General features: G+C 54.7%; 16 protein-coding genes, 1 pseudogene and 1 riboswitch. Of the genes and pseudogenes, 11 read left to right on the top strand and 6 right to left on the bottom strand.

Annotation, left to right across the window (positions count from 1 at the left end; all coding sequences use genetic code 11):
- Positions 1-17: 17 nt before the first annotated feature.
- Positions 18-1,049 carry a PDDEXK family nuclease gene (locus tag PSC72_RS11720; protein WP_274326058.1) on the top strand — a complete coding sequence of 344 codons (1,032 nt, stop codon included), beginning with the start codon at positions 18-20 and terminating at the stop codon, positions 1,047-1,049.
- Positions 1,050-1,296: 247 nt separating this feature from the next.
- Here PSC72_RS11720 and PSC72_RS11715 read toward each other — a convergent pair whose 3' ends face one another.
- Together PSC72_RS11715 and PSC72_RS11710 are read right to left on the bottom strand one after the other, a co-directional pair.
- Complete coding sequence (locus PSC72_RS11715) at positions 1,297-5,106, bottom strand: helicase-related protein (RefSeq protein ID WP_274326057.1); 3,810 nt, start codon at positions 5,104-5,106, stop codon at positions 1,297-1,299.
- A gap of 31 nt (positions 5,107-5,137) precedes the next feature.
- A complete protein-coding gene (locus PSC72_RS11710; protein ID WP_274326056.1) occupies positions 5,138-5,422 on the bottom strand; it encodes a hypothetical protein in 285 nt (94 codons plus the stop codon).
- Positions 5,423-5,527: 105 nt separating this feature from the next.
- On the opposite strand from PSC72_RS11710, the gene PSC72_RS11705 reads away from it, so the two are divergent.
- From PSC72_RS11705 to PSC72_RS11685, 5 genes are all read left to right on the top strand, one after another.
- Positions 5,528-5,812: a hypothetical protein gene (locus PSC72_RS11705; RefSeq protein WP_274326055.1), complete on the top strand. Its 285-nt coding sequence runs from the start codon at positions 5,528-5,530 to the stop codon at positions 5,810-5,812.
- A 116-nt stretch (positions 5,813-5,928) separates the two neighbouring features.
- Positions 5,929-6,279 (top strand): hypothetical protein, encoded by a 351-nt coding sequence (locus tag PSC72_RS11700; protein WP_274326054.1) that lies wholly within the window; start codon positions 5,929-5,931, stop codon positions 6,277-6,279.
- A 109-nt stretch (positions 6,280-6,388) separates the two neighbouring features.
- A complete protein-coding gene (locus tag PSC72_RS11695) occupies positions 6,389-6,619 on the top strand; it encodes a hypothetical protein (protein WP_274326053.1) in 231 nt (76 codons plus the stop codon).
- Positions 6,620-6,755: 136 nt separating this feature from the next.
- Complete coding sequence (locus PSC72_RS11690) at positions 6,756-6,899, top strand: hypothetical protein (RefSeq protein WP_274326052.1); 144 nt, start codon at positions 6,756-6,758, stop codon at positions 6,897-6,899.
- Positions 6,886-7,155 carry a hypothetical protein gene (locus tag PSC72_RS11685; protein WP_274326051.1) on the top strand — a complete coding sequence of 90 codons (270 nt, stop codon included), beginning with the start codon at positions 6,886-6,888 and terminating at the stop codon, positions 7,153-7,155. The genes PSC72_RS11690 and PSC72_RS11685 overlap by 14 nt, the downstream gene beginning before the upstream one ends.
- A gap of 136 nt (positions 7,156-7,291) precedes the next feature.
- On the opposite strand, the gene PSC72_RS11680 is transcribed toward PSC72_RS11685, so the two are convergent.
- Both PSC72_RS11680 and PSC72_RS11675 read right to left on the bottom strand, forming a co-directional pair.
- Positions 7,292-7,942 (bottom strand): tyrosine-type recombinase/integrase, encoded by a 651-nt coding sequence (locus PSC72_RS11680; RefSeq protein ID WP_274326050.1) that lies wholly within the window; start codon positions 7,940-7,942, stop codon positions 7,292-7,294.
- Between the two features lie 379 nt (positions 7,943-8,321).
- Positions 8,322-8,576: a hypothetical protein gene (locus tag PSC72_RS11675; RefSeq protein ID WP_274326049.1), complete on the bottom strand. Its 255-nt coding sequence runs from the start codon at positions 8,574-8,576 to the stop codon at positions 8,322-8,324.
- 1,048 nt (positions 8,577-9,624) lie between these two features.
- On the opposite strand from PSC72_RS11675, the gene PSC72_RS11670 reads away from it, so the two are divergent.
- From PSC72_RS11670 to PSC72_RS11660, 3 genes are all read left to right on the top strand, one after another.
- A complete protein-coding gene (locus tag PSC72_RS11670) occupies positions 9,625-10,275 on the top strand; it encodes a helix-turn-helix domain-containing protein (RefSeq protein WP_274326048.1) in 651 nt (216 codons plus the stop codon).
- Positions 10,276-10,335: 60 nt separating this feature from the next.
- Positions 10,336-12,102, top strand: coding sequence for a hybrid sensor histidine kinase/response regulator (locus tag PSC72_RS11665; protein ID WP_274326047.1), 1,767 nt, complete (start codon positions 10,336-10,338; stop codon positions 12,100-12,102).
- A gap of 269 nt (positions 12,103-12,371) precedes the next feature.
- Positions 12,372-13,364, top strand: a complete 993-nt coding sequence (locus PSC72_RS11660) for a transposase (protein WP_274322795.1) — start codon at positions 12,372-12,374, stop codon at positions 13,362-13,364.
- A gap of 29 nt (positions 13,365-13,393) precedes the next feature.
- On the opposite strand, the gene crcB is transcribed toward PSC72_RS11660, so the two are convergent.
- Positions 13,394-13,744: a fluoride efflux transporter CrcB gene (crcB, locus tag PSC72_RS11655; RefSeq protein WP_274326046.1), complete on the bottom strand. Its 351-nt coding sequence runs from the start codon at positions 13,742-13,744 to the stop codon at positions 13,394-13,396.
- On the bottom strand, positions 13,744-14,154 hold the full coding sequence (locus PSC72_RS11650) for a fluoride efflux transporter FluC (RefSeq protein ID WP_274326045.1): 411 nt from the start codon (positions 14,152-14,154) through the stop codon (positions 13,744-13,746). The genes crcB and PSC72_RS11650 overlap by 1 nt, the downstream gene beginning before the upstream one ends.
- 5 nt (positions 14,155-14,159) lie before the next feature.
- A riboswitch (Fluoride riboswitch) is annotated at positions 14,160-14,224 on the bottom strand.
- Positions 14,225-14,361: 137 nt separating this feature from the next.
- Between PSC72_RS11650 and PSC72_RS11645 the strand changes: the two genes are divergently transcribed.
- The gene (locus tag PSC72_RS11645; protein WP_274321708.1) at positions 14,362-15,360 is read left to right on the top strand and encodes a transposase; all 999 of its coding nucleotides are present in this window, start codon (positions 14,362-14,364) and stop codon (positions 15,358-15,360) included.
- Between the two features lie 19 nt (positions 15,361-15,379).
- Positions 15,380-15,823 (top strand): annotated as a pseudogene (locus PSC72_RS11640) (ABC transporter substrate-binding protein); the annotation flags it as partial.
- Positions 15,824-15,825 lie beyond the last annotated feature (2 nt).

The following is a 15,825-nucleotide window of genomic DNA, read 5'->3' as shown; positions in this document are numbered from 1 at the left end:
AGATCTGACTGAAACAGATGGTCTATCACATTGATGAGAACGGTGTTACAGCTCTCGAGCCCACCAGCTTCGATTCCCTCAACTTAACCGAGGCGGAGATTGAGGAGTGGATTGTCGAAACGCCATCGATACTGGGGGAAGATCTTCTCGTTGTCGCGTCCCAGTACGCTAAGTTTGATCGCACAGCCGAACGCCCCGACGTGTTGGCGCTTGACCCCGATGGGAAGCTCGTCATAATCGAACTGAAGCGGGATAGCGCAGACAAGACGACCGACCTCCAGGCTATCAAGTACGCAAGCTACTGTTCAACGATTAGTGCAGAGGAACTCCAACAGGATTACCGAGCGTTCTGGAACAATCGCCGCGACGAAGACGACCAACTCACGCCTGAAGCCGTCGGCGAGCAATTCAGTGAATTCCTTGGCGAGGACGTCGCCACCACAGAAGATGGCTACGCGGACTTCGTCCTGGATGACAGGCCACGGATTTTACTCGCCGCGGGCAGCTTCGGCCCGGAGATTACAACCCCAGTCGTATGGCTCGAACGTGAGTACGGAATGGGCATCACCTGTATCGAACTGGATGTCCACCAACGTGGCGAGGAGGTGTTCGTGAGTGCCCGACAAGTGCTCCCCATCCCAGAGGCCGAGGAGTACATGGCCAAGCGCCGGCAGAAGGAACGTCAGCAGAGTCGGTCGTCAAGTCGTGCTGAAAGGGCGATCACAGTTCTGCTCGAGGCTGGACTGGTAGCGGAGGGGGACATCGTCCTGTTCGACGAGGAAAGCTTACCAGACGATGCTGAGCGCGAGTTCGACCCAGAGGACGAATTCTGGCGAGGTCGGATTACCGGGAAGACGGGACGTAGTGACAATGTGGAGTGGCTGGAGAACGGTGCAGAGTACTCGTTCACTGCTTTAGCTCAGGAGGTACTCGAACAAGCGACCGGTCGTGAGTTCAACGTTAATGGATACCCGTACTGGCTACACCCGGAACACGAGATGAGCCTGTCCGAGCTCCGTCGATCGAAGGTCGGCGATATTGATTGGTGAATGTGTGTATGCAGTGTGCTGAAATAGGAGACAGAGTTCGGATCGATATCCCAGACAAAGACGACCCAGACTATCGATACCATGGCGAGCACGGCGAAGTTGTTGACGTGAGACGTGACGATGCAGGTGAATCTACCGGGGACGATCGAGACTCCTTCCTCTATCGTGTTCGGCTAGCATCCGAGGAACAAATTGATGTGCGGTGGCGAGATCTCCGACCGCCAATAGAGTAGACTGGAGGACTCGATTATTGACCGATGACGCCCCAGCAGATGAGCCGAGCCTGGACGGCGCTCTCATCCACAAGAGTGGTCTGATACTCCGCAGATGCCTCGATATTGCGCTCGATGAATGCCTCTAGTTCGACGAGGAACTCATCAACCGGCCAGTCGCCGAGCGAGGTGTAGTCCTGGTGTTCCCGGAAGGTCTCTCGCAACACACGGTCTTCATCTGTGTGTTTAAGCTTCACTCTATCCAGCTTATCGAACAGGGTATTCGCCCACTCTCCGACCGTTTCATGCCCGTCTACAGGTGCGGGCTGGTCACCGTACTGTGGGAGGATTCTCATCTGCATCATGTCGAGTAGCATCTCCTGTGTGGCCGACTGGCCACCGCCACTGAACACCTCCTCGACCTGCCCTTCACGTATCTTCTCTAACCGCTCGGAGAGGTGCTCCTCGATTGACTCCCTGTTCGCTATTACCCTCTCGGTGTTCCCGGAAATTTGTTCACCCTGTGTTTCCGGTGCGATGGCGAGTGAACCAACGGGTCGCTCTTTCAGGTCACCACTGAATGGTTTGTAGTACAAGGCTCGCCGTACACGTCCAAGCGGCGCATCTTCGGGTTCGCCTGTCTCGTCGTTCTCGAACCAGAGGTGGACGAGGCCAAACACACCCGGACGCGGGCCTGTATCGTGGCCAATCGCGTTCGTGTAGAGGAACTCGCGCTCGTCGGTCTGTTCCTCGAAATAGTCCTCCGCGAACTCGAAGTCCTCTGAAGAGAGCCCATAGTCGTCGTTCAGTTCTTCTTTGAGTAGAACGCGTTCGAATGCCGCGTTCTCGTCACTACCAGCGTTCCGTAGCAGAGGATTCTTCGAGGTGTCGTCCAGCTCGTTATAGTCGGTCACATCACGAGACTCTCGTATCGACGACTCGATCTCATCGATCTCCAGTTCCCCGATAGTCTTCTCCGTCTCGACCCCCGCCCTCTCCAGCACTGCATCTTCGTTCGGATCAAGGATGTTATTCTCTTTGCCGACAATAAGTGCGATATCGTTGATTTTCGCCTGCAAGCGCTCTAGGAGTTTGATTGCAGCCTCTATGTCACCATCAGGGTAGAAATTGTGTACGTACTTGTCCGCCGTTGAACCGATGCGGTCAATACGCCCGACACGCTGGACGATGCGCATTGGATTCCAGGGTAAGTCGTAATTTACGACTACTGAGATATCTTGTAAGTTGACTCCTTCGCTAAGGGTGTCCGTGGCCACAACGTACTGCAACTCTGTTTCATCACTTTCGGCTAGCGTCTGCTGGTATCCCGACGCCTCTGGAGCGAACCGTTTGATGATGTCTTGCTTGTTCTCGTCTCCACCCTTTACGACCGCACTGTTCTCCATCGTCATGGGTGATGACTCGTTGTCGACGAGTGTCCGGTGGACGTAGTCTGCGGTCGCGCGGTACTGAGTGAAGATGAGTACTTTCTGGTCGTATCCGTTCAGAACTTCGGCCAGCCGGTCAATCTTGGGATCGCGGAACTCTCGGAGCGCGAATACGGCTTCGTAGAAGGCCAGTGTAGCGCTGTCGGCTTCGCTTAAATCGTGCTGGGGATAGAGGATAGGATTCGGGTCATCCTCCGGTACATCCGGAAGAACTGCTGCACCGTGGTCAGCGAGCCACTGTTCCAGTTCGACTTCCAAGTCCGCGATAGATCCGGAGTCCCGGGCGACACGACCGATGAACCGGGAGAGGAAGTACGCAAGGAGCGTCAGGTCTTCGCGGATGTACGTTTTCACCTCTCCCACCGTGGCATCGGCTAGTTCGTCGTCTGCATCACCCCCATCTGCTTGAAGGGCACCAGTGTCGAACCCGAACTCTTCAAGCGTTTGCTCAAGGTCTTCAGTCGCGTCCGCTCCCTCAACGAAATCCTCCAATGTCGTTCCTGTTCCATCGCTACCTATTGTACGTAGTACATCGATATTTTCGTCCTCGGGGAGTCCGTCAAGGAATCCAAGGAGTGAACGCTCACTCTCATGTAACGTCTGAACTGACTGGACGAAGGCATAGGTGGAGGACTCGAGACGCTTCAGTAGGTTTAGTTTGTACAGTGCTTTCAGAGTCCCACCTGCCTGTGGATTCTTGATGGTGATGTGTGGGAGGTGGAGTGCATCCATCACGTCCGGGAGCATACGATAAATGGGCTGATAGGCGGGTGGGAGCGAGTACTGCTCCTTGTTGAGCTCTGGCGGCTTGAAGCTCATCTCGAATTCATCTTGATCGGTCAGCGTCTCCTTGACATGCTTTCGAGTTCGGAGCACCATCACTTCGTTGAGTATCTCGGAAATCTCGTCAGAGTGGCGCTTGAGCTGCTCTGTCATCTGACGCTGCTCCTCCTCAGAAATCTCCTCTTTACCGGCAGCAACTTGCTTACGCTCCGCAGCGAGGTCGATGTACTCGTCGAAGGCGCTGAATTTCAGCGATGCCTTGTTCATCAGCTCGTTTTCATCGGTGAACAACCCAATGAGATTCTTGAGATCGGTAGCTGAGTTGTTGATTGGCGTCGCAGTCAGCATAATCATCGTGTTGTTCCGGAGGAGGCGAGCGTTTGCATGTCGCCGGGTTCCCGTGTAATCGTCGTCGTCAACCGGATTTGGATTCCACTTCCCGTGATTTCGGAATCGGTGCGCCTCGTCGATGAGCACCACGTCAAATTGGTCGTCCAGAGAGTTCACCTCCTCGTATGTGAGGTTCTGGAATTTGCTGATGCTCATGACCTGCAAGTGTTTTCCGTCAACCTCGAGGCCGAAGAACGGGTCTCCGTCTTCGTCTGTCGCGTCTTGGAGGAGATCACGCCACTGGTCGGTTAGGTTGGCTGGGACGATGAGGAGACAACGGTCACCTTGCTCTCGGTAGTCGTAGAGAAGTTCGCTTCCAATGAACGACTTGCCTAGACCGACCGAATCGGAGATTATGCAGCCATCATATTGTGACAGCTTTGTCTTTGCACTCTCGTAGCCGAGTGTCTGGAAATAGTACAGAGGGCTATCACGAACACTGACGTTGCCGTTCAGCTCATCATACGCCAGCAGTTTATACATCTCGAACGGTTCGAGATACGTTCCGAGATCTGTCTCACCTTCGACTTCATCATCGTCCTCGTCCTGCTGTTCCTTCCACTGCTTGTAGCGATCGGTCTCCTCGATGATGTTGATGATTTCCTCAGAGAACTCCTCGCCGTTGGCCCATTGGTTGTCGTACCATTCTTCAAACGCTTCTGCGTCGCTTCCATTCTGACTGGTCAGGTTCAGTTCAACGTTGTGACGGTGGCCTGACTGTGAGAAGTTCGACGATCCGACGATAGTGACCGCGCCTCGCTGATCGCGATCACCGTTGCGTAGACTCGGGTCATCCGTCGCACCGCGGAAGCAGGCGCCTTTCGCGTGAAAATATCCCGAGTCGGGATTTCGAATCCGAACGTCAACGAGCCCCTCTGCAATGAAGTCACGTAGTCGGTCAAGTCGCTCAATCTGTGCGTTGTTCAGCTCAGCAACATCGTCCTTAACTTCCTGCTCAAACTGCTCGCGTAGCGTTTGGCCTTCGCTGACTTCTTTGACGGTACGTTGATCGGTCTTTCGCCCCATTAGGATGCGAAATGGGGCTTGTTCGAGTCCTTCCGGGTCGCGAAGGTTCTCAAGATCTTCTTTGAACAGGTCAAAGCCGGACAGATAGAAGTAGCCGGTTGCAATACGAATTTCCTCGCATTCGGGGACGACGGTCTTGTAAACGTCTTCGAGGGTGTTATTCGAGTTATCTACAAGCGCGTCAAGCGAGGGTAACATCAGATATAAAATCAAACAGATTATGGCATATTCATACTTTCCCTGTCTCGTCGATCAGTTCACTACGTAACTGTCGGATTTCCTCGCGCAACTGTTCAAGCATGGGTTCGGGGCCGCAGGCTGCTCTACGTGCGTCTTCGGCTAGTTCGCGTTCTTTTTCGTCGAGTATTGTGATGTCGGTTTCGAGGTTTTTGATTCGTTTGCGTACGCGGGTGCGGATTTTCTGCCTGTAGGCTTCGACGTTGGAGATTTCTTCGATGTTGGTTCCGTGAAGGACTTCTCGTTCGCGCTTGGTGAGGAGGGCTCGTTGTTCCATACTGGCATTTTGGAGAGGTTTGTAATAAAAGACACGACGCATAATATCAGAACTTCCCTTATCTGCCAAAGGTTTTTATTACACTATCACTAAGTATGCATTGTGATGCCCCTCCAACAGACAGACATCGACGGTCACATCGGCAACAAAATGCGACTCGCCGTCAAAATCGCTAACCGGAACCCTCTCCCATCGAAGCATCAACTTGCCAAAATCGTCGGCGCAATCGGATCTACGGACTACGGCTACCAACCCGTCAACCGATGCCTTCGCCGCGACCTGATCACAGTCGATCCCAACCACCCTGACGCCGAACCACGCGGCCAAGGAGCAGTCGTCATCACTACCAAAGGACGCGAATTCGTACGCACAACGGAGCGTGACGAGTAATGCCGCGCGGCTGGAATTCTCTGATCCCCCTTGCGGACACGTGGGAACTCCAAACGAAAACGTCAGAGAAACGTGTTTACGAGCACGCTGAACGCGTTGCTCGCATCGAGCTTGAAATGGATGACGACCTGGTGACCTTTGCGAGTCTGCAAGAGCGACGTGACGGCGAATGGGAACAGTGTGCGCGTGTCCCCAGCCGGGACTGGGCCAACGCAGAGTCGGATGATCATAAAAACGAGCTCGTCATCCATCTCGAACGGTCATTCTGTATGAGCCGCGACGAGTACTCACTCAGAGAGCCTGAAACGTCCGAGAACGACGACGAAACGGACGTTGAGGTTGTTGAAGAAGATGATGCGGTGGTGATCGACAACACCCCGGAATCGACACAAGCCACGCTCGATGAACTCCTTGAAGCGTCCGATATCATCGACCGTGACGACGACGCTGAAGTTCTGGCTGACTAGCCGAACAGCAGTTGCAGTTGCGGTCACGGCCCTCCTGGTGGACTGGGCGTGGGTTTGATTCCACGCAGGGTACTCCGACGAGCGTCCCCGCGTTCGTCACCCCTCCAATATGAACCGAACACTCAATCCAAACACGAAAAACGCCGTCAACGAGCGTCAGAAGCAGGACTTCTGCCACGACTGTGAACGCTACAAAGCGTTCTGCGAGGGCAAACGAAACTGGCTCGATGATGACGACTACTGGGTCTGCGAACGCTGCATCAAGAACGGTCGGCCAGAACAGGAAGAACAGAACGAACAGCATTCGATTCTCCAATTCATCGGAGGTGACTCGCAGTGACGTTCGTTGTCGAGCAGTCTGTGAGCGTCGATCCCCGGGTTCGAGCGTGCGGTCAGTGTAATCCGACGGTCGGTTGGTCGTTACGTGTGGTGGTCGGTCGGTTACATTTGCTACCTCCGGTGGGGTTACGAGAGTGGTGGCCGACACCCACCAGCAGTCGGCTAGCGCGACCGAGATTCCGGACGACGTGCGCGACCACGTCCTGACGACCGGCTATCGAATCTACGGTAACGCATCCGGTGATGGTGCCTTTGAGCTCCTCTCAGGTGATTCTCGATGAGTTCGACGTCCATCCTCGTAGCGTCCGGATAAAATCGCAGTTGGCCGACCGCTCGACTCTGTTGACGCCCGGCCAGCGGGAGGCAGTGAAACAGACGATCAACTACTGTTCAGTCGTCGATTCGAGTATTGCTAGCCTCGAATCATTCCTCTCGAAGGTCGAGAACGGCTATGTCTTTTCGAGGGGAGAACGGCGTCGATTGCAAGACGTGCTAAACAAGCACGGCAAGCAGCGTCTGCCGTCCGAGGAGCGCTGACTGAACGGAACGCATAGGCACGAAGTGACCTGTGGGACGCACACCGACCATAGCGGATACGGTGCGGAGAGAACCAACGTTCGCTACCAGTGTTGCCACTGTCCTGTTTCTTGAAGTTGAATTCCCCTAGTAGAATTCAGCGCCGCTGGAAATGGTCGTAAACGCGTTCTGTCGTCGATACACTGCGGTGCCGAAGCCTGTTCCGTACGTCCATGAGCCGAATATTCTCGGTATCACTAGAATCACCCAACATATAGTTCGACAGTGAGTGTCTGAGTGCGTGTGGGTGGAATTCTGACGGATCAGCTGGCTCTCCATCGCTCCGGTGAACCGTGATATCTGCATGCACTGCGAGGTCTTCGACGACGTTGCGCATCGACTCCGTCGTCATCTGGTCTGACTGCCGTGACGGGAAGACGTAGTCGCTCTCTCGCTCCTGGTACCATTCCGAATTGAAGTAGCTGCGGAGAAGGCGGATGGTTCCGAAGTGGCCGAACGGATCGAGTCGCATCGTGACGCTCCCCGGAGAGAGGTTTTCGTTGGGGTAGTCTTTCTGTGCGTGTCCGGGAATGGTCACCTCTCCTTCCGAGAGTCGGAACATCGATTGCTTGAGTCCACGGAGTTCGTTGGCGCGCAGGCCGAGGTCGATTCCGAGGATGATGAGTAGCTCGTCGCGGAGGCGGCGACCGAGGCTATCGTAGCGGAGGGGGCGGTCGTGTGCTGCGTCGCGGAGTGGGTCTACTTGTGTGAGGTCGATGTACCTGTGCACTGTTTCTTGTTTGCTCATATTATATGTTGTTTCTGAAACAACTTAACTAGTGGGGTCAGCTTTGGAATCCGTGAAATGGGGTGTTTGACCCCCTGGTTTGACTCGATATAGGCCCGAATTCGGCGTTCAGTTTTGGATTCTGTTAGGAGAAACCCAAACTGAATATCGCCCTAGCCGTTCGAGCGACGGTCGACGACGTCGTCTTTTCCTTGATACTCGGGAATATCGACACACAGGGGTGTCTATCCCGACCACTGACCATGATTACCCCACCTTCGGGACTGCCAGACCTGCCTTTGCAACAGCGTCCCTGCCTTCTACGACACAGCAGCGATGCTACTGCGGGAGTTGTCCTGAATGGCGAATCCACCTTTGAAAACGTATATTGGGCGACGTGCTATTGGACGTCACTGGCCAGACCGGCCATCTCTGCACTACGTTTTGTCACTTCGAGGTCTTCAAGACTCCAGCCTTGGTCAATATGCCATTGAATAAGGCCGGCAATTGCAGCACTATCCAACTTGCTCAGGTCGATATTCACGCACATATAGTCACCACTGTGATAAGTCAGTTTTGTGTCGCTAAACGTCCATTCGTCGAGGTCATTAAGAACGGTCAAAACGTTCTCGTTTGGGGCTGATTCTGTTGTCATTGGCTTAGATTGTTTGACATTACCGACTGCCAGAGAACCTTCCACTCTCATACCCGGATTTTCAAAGGTAGAGGGCGGGCATATTCAGTCACGAATGGAAGGCACGTTCTGCTTTCCAACCTGACTTGACCATCAGCAAGTTAAAAGGGTTTGTAATGACACAAGTTAACAATGCACAGAAATCATAATACAAGTATCGAGACTTCCCTCCGAATCTTTCACAGAGCTCTTTCGGCGGAGACACACCGCTGTGAGTGTTCACCTACCCCTCAGTGTGGGTGATTAATACCCAGCCCATTCGTCTTTAGCTAATACTCACAGTAATACCGAATAGCCGCGTTTCGGAGCTGAATTGCGTCGTAACACGCCTGCTACGGAACGAAAACACGGTTTCCAAACATCGTGAATCGTCTATTCTTAGTATCAAGAGCGCCTCAGTCGCTGATTCCGTCTGTCTAATACTATTGGGTATAATATTGCCTCAGAAGATTACCGCCAGTCTTAGCTAAAGACGAATGATACCCAGCCATCACAGCCACACGTCACGTTCTCGAATCACACTGTCAGGTCACAGTCAGATGTGGCCTTCACAGGCTCGGCCCGCAGACACACCGCACAAGCAAAACCGTCGGCTATAGAGCTACCGCCAGAATTCCCACGCCCACTTCTCTTTCTCCTTTGTCGGACTATCTGGACTAATCGTCATCACCTTGTACTTCCAACGGCGACGAGCAACATCGCCCAGATAGGTAGTTAGCAGTCCGATCAGCACGGTCAGACGCTGGATAGTAGGTTCATATTCCGGAATTAGGAGTTCTGTTGAAATCCTCTTCTTTAGACATATCCTCGCCTGAAACAGCCGGTCGATGAGAGTTGTGAATTGATTACCGAGATTTCTATTAGCTCTGAGAGATGTTATGATAGCCGTGCAAGATACAACGCGTATATCGATTGAATTTGGCTTTTGCCCCTGGGTACGGTAGAGAGTGGATGTCGGCGACAGTGATTTTGGCGATACATCTTTTCACCGGTCGCTCGTATGGTGGCTATGACAATTGAAGCGACATTCACTGCGACTGGCGATGAATTTCCACTGGCCGCCGTCTTCTCAGAGTTTCCCACCGCCGAAATCGAACTAGACCGCGTCGTTCCGACGGACGAATTTATCATCCCGTATTTCTGGGTTCGTGATGCCGAAATCGAGAACATCTCGATGGAGCACGTTACACACCCGGGCATCCACGACATTCGGGTGATCGATAACGTGAACGGGGCGGCGTTTATTCGTATCGACTGGGACTTAGCGTACGAGAGCGTCTTGACCGCAATTATTGAAACGAAGGTAAACCTCATTTCCGCGCTCGGGAGCGAAACCCAATGGTCGTTCGAACTTCGGGCTGAATCACGACAGGTGCTGGCCGACTTCCAGTCCTATTGCAGAGACCACGACATTCCGCTCGAACTGACGACGCTTCACACGCTGTCGCCGTTTGAGTCGGGCCAGGAGTACGACTTGACGAATGCACAGCGCGAAGCAATGACGATCGCGTACGCGCTGGGTTATTATGATTCGCCGCGAGAGGCGACTCGTCAAGACGTTGCGAACGAACTTAGCATTTCACCGCAGGCTGTTGGGTCTCGGCTTCAGAGAGGAACTCGACGATTGATCGCAAGCACGCTCACGCGCCTCGACGAGTAGTATACATAACCCGTTCCTATAAAAGGCAATAGGTATCCCGCTGGCTCTCGTATTTAGAGTATGGAACGCACACTCGCTACTGGTGATACGCCCGTAGCCGAATCAGAACAAGCAGTGGAAACGTTCCGCGTTCTTCACGTCGATGACGAGCCTGATCTCTCGGAGCTGGCTAGCATATACCTTGAGCGTGCAGACGACCGATTCGTTGTTGAGACGGCGACCAGCGCCAGCATCGCCTTAGACAAACTTTCTGAGGAGCAATTCGACTGCGTTATCTCCGATTACGAAATGCCCGGCTGTAACGGTATCGAGTTCCTTGGGCTGGTTCGAGAGCAGTATTCTGATCTTCCATTCATACTATTCACTGGGAAAGGCACCGAGGAAATTGCGAGCGACGCGATTTCAGCAGGCGTCACGGATTACCTCCAGAAGCAAGCGTCCACGGATCAATACTCCGTGCTGGCCAATACCGTTTCGAACGCCATCGAACATTACCAGTCCAACCAGACGGTTCAACAACGCAATCAACAGCTCCAGGCCGTCATCAAGCGCGTCACGGATGCCATCGTCGAGGTAGATGCAGACTGGCAGTTCACCCTCGTCAATCCCCAGGCCGAAGCACTCTACGACATGGACGAGGAGGATTTGCTCGGTCGGGACTTCTGGGAAGTCTTCGACGGCGCGCTCGACACGCGATTCGAAGCAGAGTATCGACAGGTCATGGACACACGAGAACCCACCTCGTTCGTTGAACACTTCTCCCAGCTCAACGGTACGTTCGATATCGAGGCGTATCCGATGGACAACGGCGGCATTGCGTTCTATTTTACTAAGGTCTCGGAAAAACTTCAGAAACGCACCAAACAGCTTCAGGATATTATCGATACCGTTGAGGGGGCGGTGTGGATTCGGAACGCAGAGTACGAGTATGTGTATATGAATCAGTATCATCGAGACTTGTTCGGTATTCCTGACGATGTGGATGTTGCTGGAAAGCAGTTCGCGGATTTGCTTCCAGCAGAAGTGGCGGCGCAGTTCCGAGAGAACGACGACAAAGTCTATGAGACCGGGGAACCGATTGAGATCGAAGAAATCGTCATGATAGACGACGAGCCGCGGGACTATCTTACCCGAATTACACCGCTATTTGAGAATGGCTCCGTCTACGCCACCTGCGGTATCGCTACCGACATTACCGGGCAGAAAACCCGCGAGCGGCAATTAGACCAGTTCACCGGTATCGTGTCTCATGACCTACGGAATCCGCTGAACGTCGCTACGGGCCGCCTCGAACTCGCTACTGATGAGTGTGATAGCGAACATCTAGAGCACATCTATCGTGCCCACAACCGGATGGCTGACTTGATAGACGACCTTCTCACACTAGCCCGCGACGGTTCGGTTATCGCTGAAACAACCGCCGTTGATCTCGACTCACTGATAAACGGCTGTTGGACTAACGTTGCGACGGCTGATGCGTCGTTGGTCGCCGATATCGAGCGACCGGTGCAGGCAGACGAAAGCCGCCTGAAACAGGTCTTCGAGAACTTGATTCGGAACGCCATCGAACACGGTGGCAACGACGTAACGGTGACCGTCGGCGCGCTGGCCGACGGCTTCTACGTCGAAGATGACGGGCCCGGCATCCCGTCGGACGCACAGCAAGACATATTCGAGGCCGGATACTCGACGACCGAAGACGGGACTGGGTTCGGGTTGAGTATCGTCAAACAGATCGTAGACGCACACGGCTGGAGCCTCCGTCTGACGGAAGGAGCCATGGGCGGCGCACGATTCGAAATTACCGGCGTCAAGTTTGCTGCGTAGAAGGCAGTTCTACTGACCGGCTGATTTATCCGGATCGGTCTGAAACCAATAATAGTTGACTGCTGACTACAGCCTCTAAATTCAGCAGTTGTCGAATTAACTTGTTCGACACACGACATAATTCTGAGTGATGAATACAACGCGCGTATCTTGCAATACGTATCTTCGAGTTCAGGTAGCCACTCAAGCGAGGCAAGGTTAGCTATCCTGAGGTTGAGGGTGTCATAGAACGATTAGCACACCAAAGAGCAGGGTGAACGCTGAGGTGGATGAGTTCAGCGACCCTGCAAGATGATCCTTCGGTAGAGTCGTTCTTCAATGTCGTGGAGACAGAGACGCTAGCGCTGTTCGAGCACCTCTCCTTCGAATTTCTCGAAGAGTTTGACGTGTTCGCCCCGGCGCAGACGGGGCGAACACGAGACCACGAACCACCAGAGCTGATGCGTGGCTTTCTCCACTGCTACTACAAAGATATCTACGGCATCCGCCCCGTCGAACGAGAGCTTCGGAACACGGTCGTCTGGTTGAGCTGTGGCTTCGATCGACCGCCGTCGAGAGACGCGGTCGATCGCTTCCTCACCGACCTCGAACACGTCGCTAACGAGGTGTTCGATCACCTCGTCGAGCAGGCCGCCCGCCGCGGCCTGCTCGACTTGACCTACTGTATCGATTCGACCGACGTGAGGGCGATGCCAGCCGACCCAGATGCGTCAAAGTGCTACGATCCAACCAAGGACGAGTACTACTACGGCTACGGCTGTACAATCGTCTCGACCGGGCAAAAGATACCGATCGCAGCGGAGTTCACCGAGAGCAAACAAGCACCAGAAGAGACGGCGATGCGCGTCACCCGTGACGCGCTCGCCGTCGAGCAACCGATCTGGATGGTCGGTGACAGCGCCTACGACACGCTCGACTGGCACGACCACCTGCTGGCCGCAGGGGTCGTGCCAGTCGCTCCGTACAACGCGCGAAACACCGACGACCCGCTCGATATCGAGTACAGGGTCGAAGACCGCATCGAGGAACACAGTGAAGACGTTCAGCTGAAGCAACCGACGCTAGATGAGACGTACAACCGCCGCACGGGAGTTGAACGAACCAACGAATCAGTGAAGGACTGCGGCCTCGGGCGCACCCACGCCCGAGGCCGCGTCCACGCACGAGCGCAGGTGTTCCTCGCGCTGTGCCTTCGCCTTGTCATCGCGATCACCAACTACGAACGTGGAGACAATCCGGGAAGCACGATCATCACGGTGTGAGAAGAGTTCTATGACACCCTCTGAGGTTGCTAAAGAAGAAACGCGAGCCCAGCAGCAAGGCTCGCTGCGGCCAGACAGAGAACCAACGTTCCGCCTGCGTAGATAGCTCCTCGTAGTCTGTCGCCAGTTTCCCATAATCGAACTGTCTGTACAGAGAACGAGGAATACGTCGTAAACGACCCACAGGCACCAGTTCCAATCAAGAGGGCAGCATCCTCGGGAAGGCCAATAAACACCACTAACGCAAGGACAAAACTCCCGATTACGTTTACTCCAAGTGTCCCAACTGGGAACCGGTCGTGTTGGAGCCTCATCCCAACATAGTGTCGTAAGACAGCACCGATAGCTCCACCTGTCCCGACGAGATGTGCTGGCTCCATCAGTCGCTCACCTCCAATGGCAGCTGGTTACTCGCTGTCACTCTACGGGCACTCGCCCGACCGACAACGACTGCTGTGAACCCGAGCCCATAACTCGTAATGACATACCCAACACCTACCAGCGGTGTAGTGCTGATCGCGTCAATAATAAACGTACTGTAGGTGGTGAACGAGGAAATAAATCCAGTTGCCATGATAGCCCGACCGGACTCCGAGATCGTGTCACCGAGGATGTTTTCGTAGAAGAGGAACCCGAGAGCCATAGACCCGAGGACATTGACAGTCATCGTTGCTGCCAATGAGGAAGGAAGCGTCAGCTCAACAAAATAGCGGAGGTTTGCTCCGGCGAAGCCACCGACGGCGATGATTAGAATCGTTTCGACGTGTTCAAGCGGATGTGTCTGTCTCATTGTAGGGCATGGTAGGAGTCATCAGCCGTGTAGGCGGTTGGGACAGGCGGACTCCATCGCCCGAATCAACCCACAAAGGGATACTGACAGATTTTGAGGGTTGCTGTATGAGAATTACGATACGATATGTAAGCTCTATATCTTGCACTGCCTTCTATGAGGGTGTCATAGAAAGCCTCACACACGAGGACGCAGGGTGTTGGAACTGTGTCTACGAGCGCCAGCACCCTGCAAGAAGAGGGTTCTATCGACGAGTTCTTCAATGTCGTGGCTACCGAGACGCTCGCGTTGTTCGAGCATCTTGAGTTCGACTTTTTCAGCGAGTTCGACGTGTTCGCCCCCGCTCGCCGGGGGCGAACACGAGACCACCACCCACCAGAACTCTTCCGAGCGTTCCTCCACTGCTACTACAAGGACATCTACGGCATTCGCCCGGTCACACGAGAACTCCAGAACACGGTCGTCTGGCTCAGCTGTGGCTTCGATCGACCGCCCTCAAGAGACGCGGTCGATCGCTTCCTCACCGACCTCGAACACGTCGTCGACGAAGTCTTCGACCACCTCGTCGAGCAGGCCGCCGCCCGCGGCCTGCTCGACATGACCTACCGAATCGATTCGACGGACGTGCGAGCGATGCCATCCGACCCAGATGCGTCGAAGAACTACGACCCAACCGCTGAGGAGTACTATTACGGCTACGGCTGTACGATCGTCTCAACCGGCGCAAAGATCCCGATTGCAGCCGAGTTCACCGAGAGCAAACAAGCCGCAGAAGAGACGGCGATGCGCGTCACCCGTGACGCGCTCGCCGTCGCCCAGCCGATCTGGATGCTCGGTGACAGCGCCTACGACACGCTCGACTGGCACGACCTCCTGCTGACCGCAGGAGTCGTGCCAATCGCCCCGTACAACCCGCGAAACACCGACGATCCGCTCAATATCAAGTACAGAGTCGAAGACCGCATCGAGAAACACAGTGACGAGATTCAGCTCAAACAGTCGATCCTAGACGAGACGTACAACCGCCGGAGTCAGGTCGAGCGAACGAACGATGCGGTCAAGGACTGCGGCCTCGGGACGCTACGCGCCCGAGGCCGCGTCCACGCCCGAGCGCAGGTGTTCCTTGCGCTCTGCGTTCGACTCGTCGTCGCCGTCACCAACTACGAACGAGGTGACAATCCGGGAAGCACCGTCATCACGGTATGAGATGGATTCTATGACACCCTCGGAGGAGGTCCCGACCGAGAGCAACACCCGCGACGGCGGGTTCGTCGACCGCTACTACCAGAAGTACCCCGACGAGGGCGAGTACGTCAACGAGGAGGCCGAGACCAACTACTTCTCGACGTACATGTACAAGGAGGCCGTCGAGCAGGCCGGCACGACCGAACAGCCGGAAGTCATCGAGGCGCTCGAATCGGGTATCAGCCTCGGCACCGAGCGCGCGCCGGAAGCCCCGAAAGGCGAGACGATCGAACTCGACGGCCCGACCCACCACGTCGACCACCACATGTGGGTCATGCGCGCCGACGAACAGCACAACGTCGAGGCGGTAACCGACCGCAAGATCCCCGAGCAGTTCCTCTCGGAGACCGTGGGGTGTGACCTCACCCAGGAGGACGAACAGACGCAGTACACGCCGGTCGACTACTTCGAGGAGGCCAAGTAAGC

The sequence above is a fragment of the Halosimplex aquaticum genome (assembly GCF_028747785.1).
Taxonomy (GTDB): Archaea; Halobacteriota; Halobacteria; order Halobacteriales; family Haloarculaceae; genus Halosimplex; species Halosimplex aquaticum.
Note: the sequence above shows the minus strand (reverse complement) of the source record. Positions and strands in the feature narration are given on the sequence as shown.

Coding starts and splice junctions, on each gene's coding strand:
- PSC72_RS11720 (WP_274326058.1), top strand. CDS start 18: ATGGTCTATCACATTGATGAGAACGGTGTTACAGCTCTCGAGCCCACC.
- PSC72_RS11715 (WP_274326057.1), bottom strand. CDS start 5,106: ATGTTACCCTCGCTTGACGCGCTTGTAGATAACTCGAATAACACCCTC.
- PSC72_RS11710 (WP_274326056.1), bottom strand. CDS start 5,422: ATGGAACAACGAGCCCTCCTCACCAAGCGCGAACGAGAAGTCCTTCAC.
- PSC72_RS11705 (WP_274326055.1), top strand. CDS start 5,528: ATGCCCCTCCAACAGACAGACATCGACGGTCACATCGGCAACAAAATG.
- PSC72_RS11700 (WP_274326054.1), top strand. CDS start 5,929: ATGGATGACGACCTGGTGACCTTTGCGAGTCTGCAAGAGCGACGTGAC.
- PSC72_RS11695 (WP_274326053.1), top strand. CDS start 6,389: ATGAACCGAACACTCAATCCAAACACGAAAAACGCCGTCAACGAGCGT.
- PSC72_RS11680 (WP_274326050.1), bottom strand. CDS start 7,942: ATGAGCAAACAAGAAACAGTGCACAGGTACATCGACCTCACACAAGTA.
- PSC72_RS11675 (WP_274326049.1), bottom strand. CDS start 8,576: ATGACAACAGAATCAGCCCCAAACGAGAACGTTTTGACCGTTCTTAAT.
- PSC72_RS11670 (WP_274326048.1), top strand. CDS start 9,625: ATGACAATTGAAGCGACATTCACTGCGACTGGCGATGAATTTCCACTG.
- PSC72_RS11665 (WP_274326047.1), top strand. CDS start 10,336: ATGGAACGCACACTCGCTACTGGTGATACGCCCGTAGCCGAATCAGAA.
- PSC72_RS11660 (WP_274322795.1), top strand. CDS start 12,372: ATGAGTTCAGCGACCCTGCAAGATGATCCTTCGGTAGAGTCGTTCTTC.
- crcB (WP_274326046.1), bottom strand. CDS start 13,744: ATGGAGCCAGCACATCTCGTCGGGACAGGTGGAGCTATCGGTGCTGTC.
- PSC72_RS11650 (WP_274326045.1), bottom strand. CDS start 14,154: ATGAGACAGACACATCCGCTTGAACACGTCGAAACGATTCTAATCATC.